Raw genomic sequence first — 18,091 nt, forward strand, 5'->3', positions numbered from 1 at the left:
CATGATCCTCGTTCAAGGTAAAGGGTTGTCAGGAAGCGCATTGAAGGTAATTGCATTGGTGTCCATGACATTAGACCACATAGCCTACTATCTGATGGACAATAGCATTGCCTACGATGTCATGCGAACGGTGGGTAGGATGGCTTTCCCCATCTTCGCATTCCTGCTGGTGGAGGGGTATGCGCATACCCGTTCCGTAAGAAAATATGCGCTGAGTCTTTTCGGTTTTGCTCTTGTGTCGGATATTCCGTGGTGGCTATTGAATCATGACAATACACATAATGTGTTCTTCACCCTGCTGTTGGGATTGGTGGCAATAGAGGGGTTAAGCAATGTTGGCAAGAAGTTTTTGCCCGGTTGCGTCTTGATGGTTGCAGTCTGTGGCATCGCTATGTGGCTACACGTCGATTATGAATATTCAGGAATACTGTTGGTTTATACGTTTTACGTGTTTCGCAAACACAATGTAGCGAAATATCTTTTGGCCTCCCTTTTTATGTACCAGTACGGTATGATTGGGGTTTGGCTGGGATTGGCTGCTATCCTTTGTTACAATGGTCAGCGAGGATTTATTACAGGACGATACACAAAGTATTTGTTCTATACATACTATCCACTAAATCTCTTGTTATGTTTTGTTTTCAAACCATCAAATCTACGTGCCTTAATCCTTATATGTGACTGACTTGACAAGATTTGCCCAATCTCTGAATTTCATACCTGGCAATTCACCATAAAATTTTTGTACAACCTTTATAGCTTCTAATGTGTGAGGAGTACTGATATCTAGTAAGGGTTTTAATTTAGCTAATAAGACTTCGTCCGTGATAGACAATATTTTTCCATCATTTGAGGAAGCTTCTTTGGAGATGGTTTCTCCATTAGTCTCTTCAAAAATGTTATGAATATTTTCAAAAAAGAGGACAAGATCCTTTCGCTTAAACAGAACAGGAATATCATCATTCCTAAGTTTTTTTCTTAACAATTCTCCTCCCACAACTTCTTCCTGGTAAACTTTGCGAGAATAGAACGAAACACTTTTCTTTTCATTTAAGCGTTTTTTTACGATGAAGAAATTCCAACATACTAACACATCGTTAAGTCGATCATATCCTAAAAACACAAATGGGATGGAGGATTTTTTTATATTGTTAAATTCATCCCTTTGAGGTAGCTGGGCTCTTGTTGTATCTGGTCGATCGTGGAAATATGCAGACGACAAGTTTTTTACATATACATAAAATTGTTCGCCCTTAAATTTCATAAGAAAGGGTTGCACACCATCAACATACTCAAAATCGGGTGATTTTCCTAGCATGCTTAGCATCAGTTGCAACAATGTTTCTGGTTGTATTTTATTATTCATTAGGGTTAAATGGACTTAAAAAGTTTAGAATTTGAAAATTTCGATGAAATAGCACTTAAAGAATTGATTTTTGTTAAATCGCATTCAAAATGAATATTTGAAATTTCCAATGGTATTTCCTTAGTTGGAATTGAGGGAATATCCTTATAATAATATAAGTTGTATGAATCTGCCGCTGATTGGTAATCATAATAAAAGTCACCAGCCTTTTCAAAGTCCACTCCTAAAGTGCTAGAAACAATTTCATCAAGTTTTATCTTTGTTTCCAATGATGTTAGTTTTTTCTCAATGGAATCCATTAAATCAAAGATTGTAAGGCCTTTTCCTGAGGGCAAGACAAATAAGGACGCTATTATCAAGTTAGATTCTTGGTTGGGAGAAAGTTGATTCAATGAAAAACTATGTATTCTCTTACTTTTTGATGTACTCTTTACTTCCAATTTGTCTATTCCATCATTAAAATCAAAAATATCATTCGTTTCAGTATGCCATGCTTGAATAAGATATTCAGGCAGCGCTGAATGCTCTATAACAAACAACTCCGCCCACAACCCTTGTATTGTTTTCTTTGGAGGCTTTGAAAAACAATGGAAAAGTTTTACTAATTTTTCAATCTCAGATTCTAAAAGTTTTGGATTTGGTTCGTCACCAATTTTATCCAACACAATACTAATTACGTCTAAAAAATAGTTCACCAAATCTGGATTATCCGTTTTTAGTACTACTATTGTATAAACATTATTCATTTCTTTTCTGACATCATCTAAAATCAGGGAGCAATGTTGATTGAATAACACCGATATCAAATCAAGATTATAATTCGAGACTGGCCCAGTTAACGAACTTTGAATAAAGAACATAGGGTAACCTTTTTCTGAAACTCCTAATTTATGTGTATCAGAAAAGGGTAAATTTTGGGCTGTAAAACAATTGTCTAAACTCTTATTACGAGAACGTAACTCATTAAAAATCGAACTGACACCTTTATTCATATTTTTATTCTTCTGTTTCAACATAGTTAATTGCAAATTCCGAAGGATAATAGATTGCTAATGTATAAGCGATCTGTCCTCCCCATTGTACAGAATCACATTTAAGTTTAACTTTATGAATCTGTATGCAAATAGAATCATCAAACTTGATAGCAGCATCACCTGGGTAAACTTTTACGCCATTTGTTGAACGGCCAGAATGTAAGTTAACAAGCCGTTGGTTTTTTTCATTGAACGCACGTACTCTAGGCTCGCCCTTATATGCCATATTAATAATATAGGCATATTCTAATGAATTATTTTTCTTGGACATTAAATATTTCATATACCTTAATGTAGCCTGTTTTCTCGCGGCATCAGGCATATTTTGAAATTTGAATTCAGTCAAAAATTCAACTACATCCTGTATTTTTAATTTTATATACGAATGATTACGGTCTGGAGTTCCAAAATCTTCGTATAAATTCCATTTTTGTATCCCAATAAATGTATTTACAAAAGACATGTTTTCTTCGATGGCTTGGAAAGCATTCATTTTTCTCCAACCGTTAAGTTTAGTCGTAACAGTGTTCTTTGACAGTATGTTTTTTCTTGTAGCATTAAGTCTGTCTGTAATTATTAGAAGTCGCTCAACATCTTCCAATTTGTCATTTTCTTTAAGCCATTTACGCATTTCCTCTTCATGCTCTACGTATTCCTTATATTCCAAAATCGCCTCATAAGGCAAAAAAACTCGACATGACCAAAGATAATTTTGTTTATAACCGAAGAAACGACAACGCTGTTGAATTGTATCAGCTGTTGATTTTCCTACACTATATCGCGGCATGTATGTAATAGCCAAATGTTCTACCGTAAATCCTCGATTTAACATATCTGCACCAACGAGAATGTGGGAACGCGAACCGGTCCAGTCAATCTCTTTATTTTCACCTTGCTTTTTATTACGACTTATAAGAAGTTCTGTATTAGTATCGAGAATTATATCAGGTATATTCTCCCAAATTTCTGAAAAATTTGGGTAGGCGTCGCTATGTTCCTTATACATTCGAATAGCTTCATTATAATTCTGAAAGAAGCGCTTTTTTAATTCAATATACCCAGGATCATGCTCCCCATGCGAAATATGTTCATACCAACTATCAAGTAAATCTTTAATCCATCCGTAAAATTTTTCACTTGCATCTTGTTCTCTATCTGCATGAATCATCATAGAAAGAAAATTTTCCGTCTTTTTAATAGCAACCACTATTGCGACACCCATAAGATGTAACTGTAAAGCGGAAATAAGGGATTCTGGACAGTTTGTCAAATTTCTATGTTTCGAGTGGTATACTTCATCTTCTGGAATTTCAATTATTAACCCAGGTTCATCGCAAAAGAATGTTTTACCACCTGTATATTTTTTCCCTGCTGTCAGCACCGTATGATATTTGGGAGAAAGTAAATCCATAATGCTTATCAAAAGGGGACCCTGAGGAGTTGCCGTATACTGAATGTAAGAGTGATTGGCCAAACAACTTCTCAGTTTCAAAATACTACTATATGTTGTTGTATATTCATCATCTTCCCATTCTTCTGATTTGCTATTTTTATAAGCATAGCCGTTCAAGCTAGCTTGATCAGCTTCATCATCAATAATCAAAACACCTGAATTTCCTAAGGTATTTTTTAATTGACTTGATTTAAACATATCAGCCAAAGCAGATATATATTTGTAATGCTTTAAGACCGTAATCAGAATTGTTGGTTTTAAAGTCATTCTTAAAGTATTTCGAATGCGTTGCTCATCTGCTATAGATGGATTTTCAAAAAGTTTATAATAATTGCCATTAATCCCATCATTCACAAGGTCTTTTCTAAGTCGTTTGGTTGTTTGAGCCAAGAGGTTGTTCTTTGTGCCGGCAAAATAAATAATTACCCTAAATCCATTGTCATGTGCAAGTGCAGACAAAGTTGTGAATGACATCGTTTTGCCACTCTGCACGTATCCTACCACTAAATTTGTAATTGATTGAACTGCGTCTTTGTTGGGATTAGTACAATGTGAGAGAATCTGAACAGTCTCTTCGCGAAGTGTATTTATCCCATCTTTATCCAACTTCTCTGCAAATCTATTTAATAAATCTGTCGTTTGCTCTCCAATTATGGGGCTAAAGGAGTCACGATCATTCTTCTTTATTTTTATTTCCATTACTAATGTAAAATATATTGATTAAATAACAATCTAACATTTGCACCATATTTAGTACCTCTTTCAGGTGCCATTATTTCTGCTAATGTCAGAGCTTTAAATATCGATATTATAGGTTCATAGTCTCGTCCTTTCTTAAACTGCTCAAATCGTGTAAAAAAAGGATGAGCCAGATTGATTTTGCATGAAACAGATTTTGAACCTGTAATTATACCATCATTGGTTTCTCCTACCACTATTGAATATAGAGAATCTGTTTCCGTCTCTGTTACCAATTCCATAGACAAAACATAATTTTCTTTATTATATTCAAACGTTTCTTTATAGCTATCGAGTGGCTTTGCATTTACAATTCGTTCTTCATTTTCTTGAACATATTGTGTATTGTTTATCTTTGTTTCTACTTCACTTATCTGACGTGAAAGTTGTTTTGGCTTTTTCTTTTTCTCTAGATCATTTTTTATTGCCTTGGATATTTTTGCATATTGTTCCTTACCATGCTGGCGATAATTATCCGTTTGGCTTAAAATATTATATTCATCAGCTTTGAGTTCATCTCTCAAAGCCTCCATAAATAAATATAAATCATCTTCCTCCCTTATTCCATTCTTATTAAACGAAACATCAAAGCCTTCTAATTCAAGTTCACCGAAAAGACGACGATAACGAAAACTACCTGTTTGACCAAATAAAACTGAGGGGAAATACCTCTCGTCACCTCCACCAACAATAACTCGGCCTCTTCTTAAAAGTACCAATCCATTAGCTCCATTTTGAATTTTGTCTAAAATGGCGATGAATCCTTTTGCCTTGTATTTTCCCATTTGGAAGTCGACAAATCTCTTCCACAAAATATTTTTTTCTTCGGGGGTCTTGTAGTAAGGAGCATTCAATATCTTATAGTTAGGAGCGTCAAGAGAAACTCCATTCACTATAATTTCGACATCTCTACTTCTTAGGAAATATCTATATATACTAGATAAATGACGACGTATTTTGTCTATCTGACCCCGTTTCGGTGCATTTGCTGATAATTGTGACAATACTATCTGCGTATAATGCTCATTTACATCGCAAGGTTTCTCGTCAACTATCAAATCTTCTTTTTCCTCAACAGTTACCTTATGTAAATCAAACTCTGTGAACCTCTCCACGTCTTCACCTAAAGCCTTAGTTGTGATAGTCCATTTATTTGCAAGCCACACTGATGCCGTCTTCATACCCATACCGAACTCATTTAATCCTGTGTCATCAACAGGTATGTGTGCGGGTTCAAAAGCACGGAGATAGTTATTTGCATCAATGCCTGCTGCATTATCGTTTATAACAATAATCTCATTATCCCAGTCTATTTTTATTTCAACTTTTAGCTTATAATTAGGTTCTACAGCTAATAACTCTTGCTTATGATTAAGAAAACTTTGCACTGAATTATCAACATATTCGCCTAAGGTATAAGATACAGTATTATTCAAATTCCTGAATGTACTGTATACATTGGGCTTAAGTGCTATAGAAACTCTATCTATTGTCATCATAATTATAAAACAAAAGATTATTAGCAATACGTTTTACAACTTCTACATTTACAGCATTACCAAAAGCCTTGAAAGCACTTGCTATAGTATCTGGATATTCTTTTAAGTCCTCCATACACTGCAATTTGGCTCCTTCTAACCTTGTCATATATCTACCCTTTTCCCCATTAGGTGTCATAACCCAAGGAAGAATAGGAATTTGTGTCGTGGTTAAGACTAATGCTGGAGAATATGTAGGCTTTTTTACACGTATCCCAGACGGTCTGAATTGTATTATCTTATGATATATATTAGGAGTTTCCTCGTAACCACAGTTCCATTCAAATTTCTGATGGCTATTTTCGAATCCAGGCTTTCTAATCTGAGATATCCATGTATCTATCCAATTTTTATTATCTTTATAAAACTGACGATTTTGTCTTATAAATTGTTTTTTCCAATCGGGAAATTGTCTGCCACTTTTTGGTTTTGCTTGTGCATAAATGGGGAGGGCTTGCAAATAATCATCTTTACTATACCCTTTAATAATTTCTCCAAATTTACCTTTTTTCCCAAAAAGTTGACGTGATTGTTGATAATAAGGTGCAGCTCCTTCAAACTCATAGGTTGCTCCAAATTCCATTGCCCATATAGGGAATGTTGGCAACTGTGCTCTGTTAAGACATAGCAAATCAAGAAAATTCTGCCATGCTTGTATATGCACCCTTGTTATTGGACGCAACGACATATAATCTGTGTCTTCGGGCACTATTATTGAATTTATATTACATTTTTGGCGGTCTTCATGATTCGGAAATTTAAATCCTTTTAACCCGCCTTTACTTTTGAGTCTACCAACTATATACATCCTGTTGCGATGATGAGGTATTCCAAAGTAGTGTGGTGATATTACATCATCTTTTACATCATATAAGGAAGAAAGTTGGCTATATATAACTTTATAAGTGTTTTTTTTATCATGAGACTTTAAATTTGGAACATTTTCAAGGAAGACAAACTCTGGTCTATGGAATTGCAAAATTTCCATAATCTTATAAAAAAGATTTCCCCGATCTTTTTCGTCTCCAAACCCTTGCTGTTTGCCTGCTTGAGAAAAAGGTTGACATGGGAATCCGCCACACAATATGTCGTGATGGGGAATATCACGTTTAATATCAACATCGTTAATATCCCCTGAACATTTCATGTTGAAATTTTTTTCATACAAATTTCGCAAGTCAACTTGAAGTTCGCTAGCAAACACACACTTGCATCCAAGTTTCTGCAAAGCGAGGTGGAAACCACCCAGCCCTGCAAACAAATCAATAAATGTATATGATTTGTCAAATAAAGAATTTGAATTCATTGATCACCCTCCTTAGAATACGGCTCAACCAAATCATCTAAGCTTACAGAGAGCATCTTGGCTATTTCTATTAATTGAGATACTGAGGGTTGAATTTTATTAGTTGTCCAACGTGAGACTGTCATATCAGTGACACTCAATTGCTGGGCTAGCCATCGATTGGTGATGTGCTTGTCAGCAAGTACAACCCTTATTCTATTGGGATAAACATTTGTCTTCATATTTATTTAACTTGAACAATATACATACTGTGTCCAAAGTTAATCATAAAATGTGACATAGAAAAGTCTATTCCAAAATTATCTTAAGAGATTTTTTATATAGATAAGAAATCGTTTTTATCTACACCATCATCTAATTATCTAAAATATAAACTTATTGTTAATCTATGTATATTTTCTACATAATTTTCATCTTCTGCATAGCCTATCTTATTTAGGAAATCATAGTAATTACCACCTTTATATTTGTACTGCACATAGTCTTTGTAGGCCTTCACGCTCTCTTTCCATGAGCTGAAAGAATAGTAGCCACCATTGCTTGGCCGTCGTAAGCCGAAGAGGTTATTGTTTTCAAGACAGGCTCTGGAAGTGAAGTAACCTGTTTCAAGCAGGGCTTGTGCCACTACGATTTGGGGGAACTTCACATCATACTGACGGAGAACGGCCATCAGGTTTTTGATGTTCAACGCTCGGTCTGGCTTTGTGCCGAAGCGGAGATATGCCATTTTATCTTGTAATTCAGTGATGTAGCCATTGAGATAATCAACGAAGAGACCGGGATCTACACTTCTGCCTTCCTTTCTTAATCTGATATGCAGGTGCGGACCGGTGCTTTTGCCTGTATTTCCTGATATACCCACGATGGTTCCTGCCGTCACCGCATCGCCCTCATGGACGGTTATCATGCTAAGGTGTCCGTACAGACATTCAAAGATGCCATGCTCCAACACGATATAGTTGCCGTAGCCTTTGTTGCCATAGTGTACTTTCTTGATGATACCGGGCAGCATAGCATAGACATGGGCATGGTTGCATTGCAGGTCGATGCCGTTATGAAAGGCAGTGCAATTGCTCACGGGGTCTTTTCTATAACCATAGGCAGAAGTGAGTTTCAGGAAGTCAAGGGGTAAGCAAACATTCATACGCTGACTGATCAAGCCAAAAAGCAGGGAGTCCTTCACGTTGACAAACAGTGGTACATCCTTTTCGATGCTCACTTCCATGCCGTTTCCTGTCTGGAACGAAATGTCCATAGGACGAACCTTTATAGTGTCCTTTTGTTGTAGCGTAACTCTTTGTTTTACAGTCATTTTCTGCTTTGTAACTATCTGTGGTCTGAGGGTAAAGAACTGTGCTACCATATCACCACTAAAAGACATGGCAGCAGTGATCGTCAGAAATAATCGGTATCGCTGTCTTATATTCATCTTCTTTTGATAATTTTGTTCATGCGGAGCCCTCTTTTGCGGGTTTTTCGTTTACAAATTTACCTTCAAACATTTAACGTATGGAAGATGTGATGACTTTTCAAACCCAAGGAACTGTTTTAGACAAATTGAAGCAGTTGGGTATCAACGAGGAGAAACTGGCGTCGATGCCTGATGCTCTGAAAGTTCCGCTGCTTTGTGGAGAGGTGACGCCTGTTTTCATGGCCAACACGGAAACATCAAATGGCAAGGTGATACAGTTACCGATGAAAGCCCAATTCGTACTGGATGATAACGAGCAAGTGTTACTGATGACTTACCCACTCCGTAGGGAGATTGCCAATGAATTAGGACTTAACCAGAATGAACTCCAACGAGTGCTGTCTGGCGAGGTAATACGCAAGGAAGTGGACGTGGAGGGAGAAAGGAAAGTTAGATTTGTTCAGTTGGATAAGGAAACGAACTCGCTCATGCACCGTAATGTGACCAGCATTCCTATCGGGACAGAACTACAAACACGAGATAAAGTGAAGGACATCGAGCTGGGTGCCAATCAAAAGGAGGCATTGCAGGAAGGTAAACCTGTGGAATTGGCTCTCGGCGACACCAAGGTAACGGTGGGCGTTGACCTACATGAGCCACAAGGCTTCAAAATTGTCAACGGCGACATGAGAGAGTGGGAACGATTGCAACAGATGCGCTACGATGATGCTCACGAGGATTTTATGGGTTATGTGATGACCGACGAAAACCGCTGGGAATACCAGAAAGTGGTGGAACGCCAAGCCATGACCAACACCCCCTCGGAGTCTATCGAAAAGAAACAGCATACTGGCTTGATTCGATAGCACAAGACTAATAACCATCCTCCCAAACAAGGGATTCTTTAATATTCTGCTCCCGGCTTGTCACTTTCATAAGAGCCAGTGAGTGCTTTAACATTCCTCTCTATTGGCGAGTTCTTCTGTTGTAGAACCGTAGCGTTAAAGCATATCACGACAAGCAAGGTGGGTAGAAAGAAATACAAAAATCTTGATTTCGACTACATTGTCAGCTCCGTGGCTGGCTATGCCAAAGTTGCTCCGATTGCCCGAAAGGTGAAAGCTGGGGACGACATGGCCATTGCCAAGGCTGCGGCGATGATGACTGCGGCAGTCAGAAATGTCATGCCTAAAGACAAGCAGGTGGTACTGGTACCTATCCCAAACCGCACCGGCAGGGCCGGTTACACCAAGACGCTGGCCGAGAAAATAAGCGAAGCACTGCATCTGCCTGTCATCGACGCGCTGGCAAGCAATACTCACGATCCGCTTTATCTGGTGAAGAAGACCAATGGCTCGCTCGATGAGGTGCCGCTCTACTTTTATCGCATCCGCAGGCTACCCAGGAACAAGATACCCATACTCATTGACAATGTACTCGACACCGGTCATACGGCAATGGCCGCATATGAAGCAATGGGCAGACAGGACACGCTGATGGCGGTACTCGGTGATACGCATAAGTTCACGCCCAACAAATGGAAGTCGGATATTTACCCTTTAATTGACAACAATATGGCAAGTAAGAAAAAAGAAGAGGTGCAGCAGCAAGCTACCCTGAAGGAAGAGCCGACGGCTCAAACCGAGAAAAAAGCTGCAAAGAAAACGACAAAGCTCCCGAAGTCAAAGACGCTGGCAGAGCTGTACGAGAACATGAAGGAGATGCACCCTGATGCCATCCTGCTCTTCAGAACGGGAGACTTCTACACAACCTTGAACGCTGATGCCTCCAAGGTGGCTGACACATTGGGGCTCAAAGCGAACAAGCCTGCCAAGGCAGAAGACGGCTCTCTGCAGGTTACATTTCCCCATCATGCGCTGGACACGAATCTGCCCAAACTCATCCGGGCTGGTCTTCGTGTGGCTATCGTGGACAGTCTGGAGAAGAAGCAAAGTGTAGAGAAATCAGTGTCGGAGAAAGCGGAAACGTCAGCACAGGAAAAGAAAGAGGAAGGAAAATCCGTGAAGAAAACGGCAACCGTCAAGCAGGAGCATCAGCCGCGTGAGCCGCAGATGGTTACGGTCAATGGCGACAAGGTTTCCCATGCCCATGCCTTTCAGTCCAAGGTGAATCCAGCCGACTGGTTCTATGTGGCGCAGCTCAATGGTAAGCAGCTCAACCCCATGAAGATGGACGCTGCCGACATCGCTGCCTATCAGAAACGGGAAGCGAAGGTGGAGAATATGATGCAGAAATATTATCCCACAAAGCTGGCTCCTAAAGTATCTGCCGAGGAGTACAAGGCCGCCAACATCCTATCTGACGGCAGGGTGATTGACAAGATGACTGTGTATAAGGAGAAAGATGAGCAGCGGGCTGACTATGGCAAGTACAAACTCTATGCCCAGGTGGGCGACCAACGAATGTCGGCTCTTATGACCAAAGAAGACCAGAGTGCTTTCTTCGACCGCGTGACGACACCGGCGGCATTGGTAGAAAAGAATTTTGGCGAACGGCTGCACCTGGCATCGGCCTATGCCGTCTATCAGCTCCCTGCCAACATCAATGTGGAGGATATCCGGGTGGCAAAGGACAACATGGACGGCAAGTGGAAGATTTCAGCTGCCGTGGGCGAGAACGGACGCACGGAAAAGAAGGCGATTTCCTTTGACGACGGCTTTTCTCTCTTCCAAGCTAAGACCGTCACTCGTGAACAGCTGGCAGCCAAATATCTCTCAGATGACATCAAGGTGCTGTCGGGTCAGAAGCAGGCTATCAGCAATGGACTGAAAATGTAGCCCTTGGGGGGATTTCTATAATGAACACAGATAACATAAATTCAAAAAAAATGGCATATAGTTTTGAAGAGCTGGTCCAGCTCAAACAGGACAGACGGATAGGATGGCTGCAGTTCACGCTTGAAGGTGAACATGCGGACGACTTCATGCAGTGGTGCAAGGAACACAACATCCATCCCAGCGAAGATACCGCAGAGTTCTATATGGAGTCGGTGGAACTGAGTATGCAGGATAAGCAAATCTTGGCGGAGGACGACTATGACTACAGCTGGAACTGAAACAAAGACGCTCGGTCAGAAAGCCGTGGACAGGTTCACGGAGATGATGATTGAGCGCATGGAACAGATGAAGTCCGTTGGCTGGCATAAGGGGTGGATTGGCAGTGCTACTGCTCCTGGTGCCATGCCGCAGAATGTATCTGGGCGTGGATATTCGGGAAGTAACTCTTTCTTCCTCCAACTGGACACGGCTCTCCGTGGCTACTCCATGCCCGTGTACCTCACTTTCAAGCAGGCCAACGACATGGGAGCACATGTGAAGAAAGGTGAGTCGGCTATGCCAGTGCTCTACTGGGATATCATGGCAAGGGACAAGGATGGTAAGAAAGTTTCTAAAGAGGCCTACCGCAAGATGAGCCTTGCAGAGCGGATGCAGGTGCAGACCATTCCTTTCCTAAAAGCCTTCAATGTGTTCAATGTCGATCAGACCAATCTGGCTGAGGTGAAGCCTGACAAGATGGAAGCTCTCAAAAAACTGTTTGCCCCACCGGAGCTGCGTGATGCCGAGGGGATGTTTACCAGCAAGGCACTCGACCGTATGTTTGAGAAGCAGGAGTGGATTTGTCCTATCCAATATGACAAGCAGGTACCCGGTGCATACTTCTCTCCCACCAAGGACATCATCGTCATTCCAAAGAAAGAGCAGTTCAACATCGGCAAGACACTGGAAGAGGTCTATAAGGACGGTATGGAATACTACTCCACGGCCCTGCACGAGATGGCTCACTCCACCGGTACGGAAACTCGGCTGAACAGGGGCAGCCATGATAAGTTCGGCGATGCGAAATACGCCAAGGAGGAACTGGTGGCAGAGCTGACGGCAGCGATGGTTGGCAACTCAATGGGCTTTGATAAGCGTATTCTGGACAACAATGCGGCTTACCTCGATAGTTGGATCTCCACTCTCAAGGAGAATCCTAAGTTCATCGTGTCGGTGATGGCCGACGTGAACAAGGCTGCCAACATGGTACTGGAAGAGGTGGACAAGCAGAAGATGGCGTTGGGTGAAGAGCCTTTGCTCGATAAAAACAGAAACCTTTCTACCGACATTCCCAAGGACAAGGTCGTTTTTGAGAACGCCTCCATCATCAAGCAGAACGACGGCGACTATGCGGTGCGAGCCTCATTCCAAGGTCAAGATTTGGGACTCAAACCGATTGACCGAAATGTGGGCATCCTTTATTTCTCTCTCTCGGAAGAAACGGAGAAGGCGCGTCTGCTCTCCCATACGCTGGAAAAAAGTTTTGGCGATGTGGTCATGGCACAGACACAGCAGCATGCTCATCGTATGAAAATATAACCCTTTATACTTGTAGGCAGTTATGAAACAGAGTGTAAACTACAAAGACCTAAAAACAAAGGTAGGCGTAGATGATATTGCCTATTATCTGGGCTATCGTCTCGACCGCTCGGCTGGTGTGGGAAGATACATTGAAATGGTCTTGTCTGACTCCACGGGGCATCAGGACAAGCTCATCATCAAGAACCCGAAGGAGAAGGCGGCGCAGACTTACTTCCGGCGTAACGGGGCGAGAGGCGGCGATGTGGTATCTTTGATACGTGAGAACCTTAGCAGCTTCCACGAGTCTGGAAGAAACGAGTGGGAAATCATCGGCAAGGTGATGGCCCACTTCGCCAATGAGCCGATTCCTGACTATGGAGATAGCCAGTATCTTGCGAAAGCTGGGTACACGGGTAATACCGTGTTTGATCCGAAACGCTATGAAACGAAGGATGTTAATGGTGCGCCTTCTGAAGTGATGGCGTTCTTTGCCCAGCGTGGCATCAACGAGGAGACGGTGATTGTCTTCGCACCATTTATCAAGCAAATAAGGGACAACAGCCATACCACCTACAAGCAGTTCAACATCGGCTTCCCTTATACGGAGGCTGGCAAGGACAAGGTGGTGGGCTATGAAATCCGTGGCTTTGGCTCATTCAAGAGTAAGGCAGCTGGTACTAACTCGACGACGGGGGCATGGATTGCTGATCTCTCACAAGGTGGAGAGCCTACAGACATCAGACATGTCTATTTCGCTGAAAGTGCCTACGACATCATGGCGTTCTATCAGCTGAATCACCTTCGCTTAGATAGTACTCATTCGGCATTCGTATCGTTGGGTGGCACGTTCTCCGACAGTCAGATCAAGGGTATCATGACGCATTACCCGGAAGCTAAGGCGATGGACTGTTTTGATAATGACCTTGCTGGGCGTATCTATGGAATCCGCATGGCTGCCTTGCTGGAGGGCATCCGCTTGAATGTGCATAAGGAAGAGGACAAGGTGAAGATTACTGTTGGCGATAAGAACTTTGGCATTCCTAATGAACAGCTGTCCATCCGTGAGCTTCGCAAGCATATCCACATCCGCTATAATACAGGTGAATGGAAGGCTGCTGCGAACTACAAGGACTGGAACGACCAGCTGATGGGTAAACAGATGGAAGTTGTGGCGGTAGAAAACAAGTTTGCAAGGAATCGGAATCTGGCTGACCGCCGAGAGAAAGGGGTGGCCTTATGAAACGAATCTTCATCATATCATTGTTGGGTAGTTTAACTTTCTGCCCTATGATGGCACAACAGACGGACCCGACGCTGACGGGTGCAGTGATAGCGCAGAGCGGAATGCTGAAAAAGATTTTCAAGGACCGCGAGAAGACACAGAAAAAAATCATTGCTGCGGAAACGGCTGTCACTGTGGCGATGGACAGAATGCACAAGGTGGAGGACAAGATGCTGGCGTATCTCTCCAATGCACAAGGAGCCATGCAGAACCTTTATCAGATCAAGCGAGCGGCAGAGCTGACAACAGTAGAGATTCCACGAAACATGAGCCTGTTGCGCCAGTCGCTGCCCGGTCATCTGAAAGGAACGGCCATTACTCTTTTGGTGTCTGATGAACTGACGGATGCTGCCACGCAAATGGCTTCGCTATATCCGTTCATGAAACAACTGGTAACGAGCGGCACATACAACGTGAATGGCTATGATGCCACCGGCAAGTCTGTGAATGAGAAGCATAAGGTAAACCTACTGTCATCGGCGGAACGGTATTACATTGCCAATGAGGTGGTGACGAAACTGGAGACGATCAACACCGATCTGTGGCTGCTGGCATGGCAGGTAAGGACGTACTCGTGGAATGACCTGTGGTTTGGGCTTGATCCTGAAGGTTGGGCCACGGTGATGTCAGGAAAGGCGATTGTGGATGGACTAATCTATGAGTGGAAATATATTTGAGAGGTCTGAATGTGGGCATTTTTCTGTACTTTTGCATGGCGACACTTTGTTATTTCGAGGAAGAGCAGTGCAAACAGCGGATTTGCCTGATAATCATTAAACTTTAAGAAATAGCAAAGATATGAGTGATACAAATAACTTAATGATTTGCCCTGTTTGTGGCAGAGGTACAATGGTGCACGACGAGCAGGACTGGAAGTGCAGTGAGCAGTCCTGTGGATTCGTTATCCCTAATCGTTTGTTTAATTTGGAGATAACGGAGGAACTGGTGGCGCCACTTGTCAAGCATGGTCATACGGGGGTGCTCTCGCTGCAAAACAAGGACGGACAGTATTTTAAGGCGGCTCTCGTCATCCGTAATGGAAAGGTGGTGGTATCATCAGGTGTACATTACATCGACGGAGTATGTCCTATCTGTGGAGGTAAGATGCGCAAGACCTCAAAGGGCTACCGATGTGAAAATTCCATCGGTGAGCATCCATCGTGTGACTTTATGATTCCGGGTATTATCTGCAACCGTAGGATTATGGAGCAGGATGCCGTGGCGTTCTTGAATGGCAAGCATATTGCCCTGGAGGGCTTTGCCTCAAATGAGTGGAAGATGTTTGCCTCGTCGTTGTCGATAGCCGAAGGCAAGGTGAAGCTGGAATCGCGCATCGCAAAGTGTCCGCATTGCGGCGGCGACCTGCATGTTGGGCTGAAGGCCTACAACTGTGCCAATTATCGCAATGCCGAATATCCATGCAAGTTCTCCATCTGGCGTAACATCAGCGGTCATGCCGTATCGGTGGAGGAGGTGAAGCAAATTTGCGAACAGGGCGTAACCAGGGACTGCATCGAATTTTACAAGGAAGACGGTACAGTGTACTACAAGCGGTTGCAACTGACACCTGAAAAAGACAGAATAATCATGATTTAAGCAGTTATTAGTGATGAAAAGAAAAAGTATTATATATGTAGTGGTGGCATTGTTATGCCTCACTGGTTGTAAAAATAAGCGTCATGCGTTGAAGCAGTTGGCTGTGGAGAATCTGAAACAGTCGGTGGAATATCCTAAGCAATTGCAGGTGTTGGCGATATCAGAGCCTGATTCGGCTTTTGGGTTCAGCTACTTCTCGCAACAAGAGAAGGCAGGCATCATCCGTATCATGAAGTCGGTCACGGATAGTATTATGAAACGTACCAACAATATGCAGTCGCTGGACATCAATGACTTCTACGTGATGGATCTCGCCGAAAGGCAGATGCGTGCCAACTCGGACATTCGACAGATGCTCAGTCAGGCTACTGGCAAAAAGGAATGGACGGGATGGAAAGTGAAGATCGACTATCAGGCGGTAACGCATCATGGCATGAAATACAATGCTGAACGGTGGTTCTTCATCAGTAAGGACGGCAAGTCAGTGGTGAGGACGTTTGAGCTACCGCTGCCATAAAAGTTCTTTCATGAAGATACATAATCGAGTAGGAGGTAAACACTAATCATAGGTGTTTATTTCCTACTTTCGTGTTCACCGACCTCTCACACCACCGTACATGCGGTTCCGCATACGGCGGTTCCTATTTTGGGTACCATTCGAGATACGCCCCCATTAAAGTTGCATACCCTGCTGAGCGTAGTCTATAGTTATCTATCGCCCTTGTTAAAATAGGACTATCAGCTATTCGCCAATAACCCTTGCGAGTATTACCCCATTCGTATGCTTTGTATTTATCAATACCACATCTGATGAGGTTTGCCACTTTTGTCTTGGTTTTCTTCCAAGCTTTCCATATACACATGCGTATTCTACGTCTTAACCATTCGTCTGTTTCAAGCATGAGACGTTTCATATTGGCAAGGTGATAATAACCGACCCAACCTCGTATGTATTCTTTCAGCTTATGCTTTCTCTTGGTATATCCCCATCCATTGCTGCGACTTGTCAATTCTTTTAGCTTTGACTTCATCTTGGCTTTGGACTTGGGATGCACCATGAATTGGCTTTTGCCTTTCATCACATAAAAGGAGTAGCCGAGGTATTTCACTCCTCGCACATACGACACTACGGTCTTTTCCTTGTTGACTTTGAGATATAGAGTATTCTCTATAAATCGGGTTATAGACTCCTTCACTCGCATTGCAGCCCTTTTGGACTTACAGAATATCATCGAGTCATCGGCATAGCGTACAAAGGGAAGACCTCTGCGTTCAAGTTCTTTATCCAATTCGTTGAGCATGATGTTACTCAACAACGGACTTAGCGGTCCTCCTTGGGGAGTTCCTTCTTCGCTCGCTTCAAACAAACCTTTGTTCATTACACCGCTTCGGAGATATTTGTGTATAAGACTGACCACTCTGCCGTCTTTTATCGTACGACTGAGAATTTCTATGAGTTTACTATGGCTCACAGTGTCGAAGAAACGTTCGAGGTCAAGGTCAACTACATAAATGTAGCCTTCGTTGATTATCCTCTGCGCTCCACGAAGTGCGTCATGGCAGCCTCTTCTCGGACGGAAGCCATAGCTTGTCTTGGAGAATTGGTTCTCATAAATAGAAGTCAGTACTTGGTTAATGGCTTGTTGCACCAAGCGGTCTACTACTGTAGGTATGCCCAAAAGGCGCATCTTGCCGTTGTCTTTGGGTATCTCTACCCTCTTGACTGGGTTCGGACGGTAAGAGCCGTCAATCAAGAAACAGATGAGCACATCCTTATTGGTTAAGAGCCATGGATGCAGCTGCTCACATGACATCTTGTCGATACCACCACATCCCTTGTTTCTCATCACAGCCTTGTAGGCTCGGTTGAGATTTGCAGGGCTAAGGATTTGCTCGAGGAAGTGTCCCTTGTCAAATGGTACTTCCACGATGTTGTCTTCACACATCCACATGAAGGTCTGCACTCCCCCATACCATTTGGTTTCCGACCTATCTCTTTGGGGACAGCT

The 18,091-nt window shown here is 42.3% G+C and carries 17 protein-coding genes; 9 read left to right on the forward strand and 8 right to left on the reverse strand.

Translation table 11 applies throughout. The annotated features are described in order from the left end of the window. The first annotated feature begins 1 nt into the window (after position 1). Positions 2-685, forward strand: coding sequence for a TraX family protein (locus HMPREF0671_RS03495; RefSeq protein ID WP_036896720.1), 684 nt, complete (start codon positions 2-4; stop codon positions 683-685). On the opposite strand, the gene HMPREF0671_RS03500 is transcribed toward HMPREF0671_RS03495, so the two are convergent. The 7 genes from HMPREF0671_RS03500 to HMPREF0671_RS03530 all read right to left on the reverse strand — a co-directional run bounded on the left by HMPREF0671_RS03500 (position 665) and on the right by HMPREF0671_RS03530 (position 8,864). After that, positions 665-1,366, reverse strand: coding sequence for a hypothetical protein (locus HMPREF0671_RS03500; protein ID WP_036896721.1), 702 nt, complete (start codon positions 1,364-1,366; stop codon positions 665-667). The genes HMPREF0671_RS03495 and HMPREF0671_RS03500 overlap by 21 nt on opposite strands. A 5-nt stretch (positions 1,367-1,371) precedes the next feature. After that, on the reverse strand, positions 1,372-2,358 hold the full coding sequence (locus tag HMPREF0671_RS03505) for a PD-(D/E)XK motif protein (protein ID WP_036867464.1): 987 nt from the start codon (positions 2,356-2,358) through the stop codon (positions 1,372-1,374). A 4-nt stretch (positions 2,359-2,362) separates the two neighbouring features. Beyond that, entirely contained in the window at positions 2,363-4,552 is a 2,190-nt protein-coding gene (locus HMPREF0671_RS03510) for a Z1 domain-containing protein (RefSeq protein WP_036867424.1), read from the reverse strand. A 2-nt stretch (positions 4,553-4,554) separates the two neighbouring features. After that, positions 4,555-6,090 (reverse strand): ATP-binding protein, encoded by a 1,536-nt coding sequence (locus HMPREF0671_RS03515; RefSeq protein ID WP_036867426.1) that lies wholly within the window; start codon positions 6,088-6,090, stop codon positions 4,555-4,557. Next, complete coding sequence (dcm, locus tag HMPREF0671_RS11940) at positions 6,074-7,435, reverse strand: DNA (cytosine-5-)-methyltransferase (RefSeq protein WP_084589713.1); 1,362 nt, start codon at positions 7,433-7,435, stop codon at positions 6,074-6,076. The genes HMPREF0671_RS03515 and dcm overlap by 17 nt, the downstream gene beginning before the upstream one ends. Next, positions 7,432-7,656: a helix-turn-helix transcriptional regulator gene (locus HMPREF0671_RS03525; RefSeq protein ID WP_036867427.1), complete on the reverse strand. Its 225-nt coding sequence runs from the start codon at positions 7,654-7,656 to the stop codon at positions 7,432-7,434. The genes dcm and HMPREF0671_RS03525 overlap by 4 nt, the downstream gene beginning before the upstream one ends. 137 nt (positions 7,657-7,793) lie before the next feature. After that, positions 7,794-8,864: a peptidoglycan DD-metalloendopeptidase family protein gene (locus HMPREF0671_RS03530; protein WP_036896722.1), complete on the reverse strand. Its 1,071-nt coding sequence runs from the start codon at positions 8,862-8,864 to the stop codon at positions 7,794-7,796. Positions 8,865-8,944: 80 nt separating this feature from the next. On the opposite strand from HMPREF0671_RS03530, the gene HMPREF0671_RS03535 reads away from it, so the two are divergent. The 8 genes from HMPREF0671_RS03535 (at position 8,945) to HMPREF0671_RS03570 (ending at position 16,599) form a co-directional block, all read left to right on the forward strand. After that, entirely contained in the window at positions 8,945-9,712 is a 768-nt protein-coding gene (locus HMPREF0671_RS03535; protein WP_036896723.1) for a DUF4099 domain-containing protein, read from the forward strand. 159 nt (positions 9,713-9,871) lie between these two features. Then, the gene (locus HMPREF0671_RS03540) at positions 9,872-11,644 is read left to right on the forward strand and encodes a DNA mismatch repair protein MutS (protein ID WP_036896740.1); all 1,773 of its coding nucleotides are present in this window, start codon (positions 9,872-9,874) and stop codon (positions 11,642-11,644) included. 50 nt (positions 11,645-11,694) lie between these two features. Further along, entirely contained in the window at positions 11,695-11,922 is a 228-nt protein-coding gene (locus HMPREF0671_RS03545; RefSeq protein WP_025072511.1) for a hypothetical protein, read from the forward strand. After that, positions 11,903-13,222, forward strand: a complete 1,320-nt coding sequence (locus tag HMPREF0671_RS03550) for an ArdC family protein (protein WP_036896724.1) — start codon at positions 11,903-11,905, stop codon at positions 13,220-13,222. The genes HMPREF0671_RS03545 and HMPREF0671_RS03550 overlap by 20 nt, the downstream gene beginning before the upstream one ends. A gap of 22 nt (positions 13,223-13,244) precedes the next feature. Continuing rightward, positions 13,245-14,444, forward strand: coding sequence for a toprim domain-containing protein (locus tag HMPREF0671_RS03555; RefSeq protein WP_036896725.1), 1,200 nt, complete (start codon positions 13,245-13,247; stop codon positions 14,442-14,444). Further along, on the forward strand, positions 14,441-15,163 hold the full coding sequence (locus tag HMPREF0671_RS03560) for a hypothetical protein (RefSeq protein ID WP_036896726.1): 723 nt from the start codon (positions 14,441-14,443) through the stop codon (positions 15,161-15,163). The genes HMPREF0671_RS03555 and HMPREF0671_RS03560 overlap by 4 nt, the downstream gene beginning before the upstream one ends. 121 nt (positions 15,164-15,284) lie before the next feature. Next, positions 15,285-16,082, forward strand: coding sequence for a type IA DNA topoisomerase (locus HMPREF0671_RS03565; RefSeq protein WP_036896727.1), 798 nt, complete (start codon positions 15,285-15,287; stop codon positions 16,080-16,082). Positions 16,083-16,095: 13 nt separating this feature from the next. Further along, a complete protein-coding gene (locus HMPREF0671_RS03570; protein ID WP_036896728.1) occupies positions 16,096-16,599 on the forward strand; it encodes a hypothetical protein in 504 nt (167 codons plus the stop codon). Positions 16,600-16,723: 124 nt separating this feature from the next. Here the strand turns inward: HMPREF0671_RS03570 and ltrA are convergent. Beyond that, the coding region (ltrA, locus tag HMPREF0671_RS03575; RefSeq protein WP_036896729.1) for a group II intron reverse transcriptase/maturase at positions 16,724-18,091 on the reverse strand (1,368 nt) is incomplete at its 5' end.

Origin of the sequence: Prevotella sp. S7 MS 2, assembly GCF_000762865.1 — a bacterium.
In the GTDB taxonomy this organism is placed as follows: Bacteria; Bacteroidota; Bacteroidia; order Bacteroidales; family Bacteroidaceae; genus Prevotella.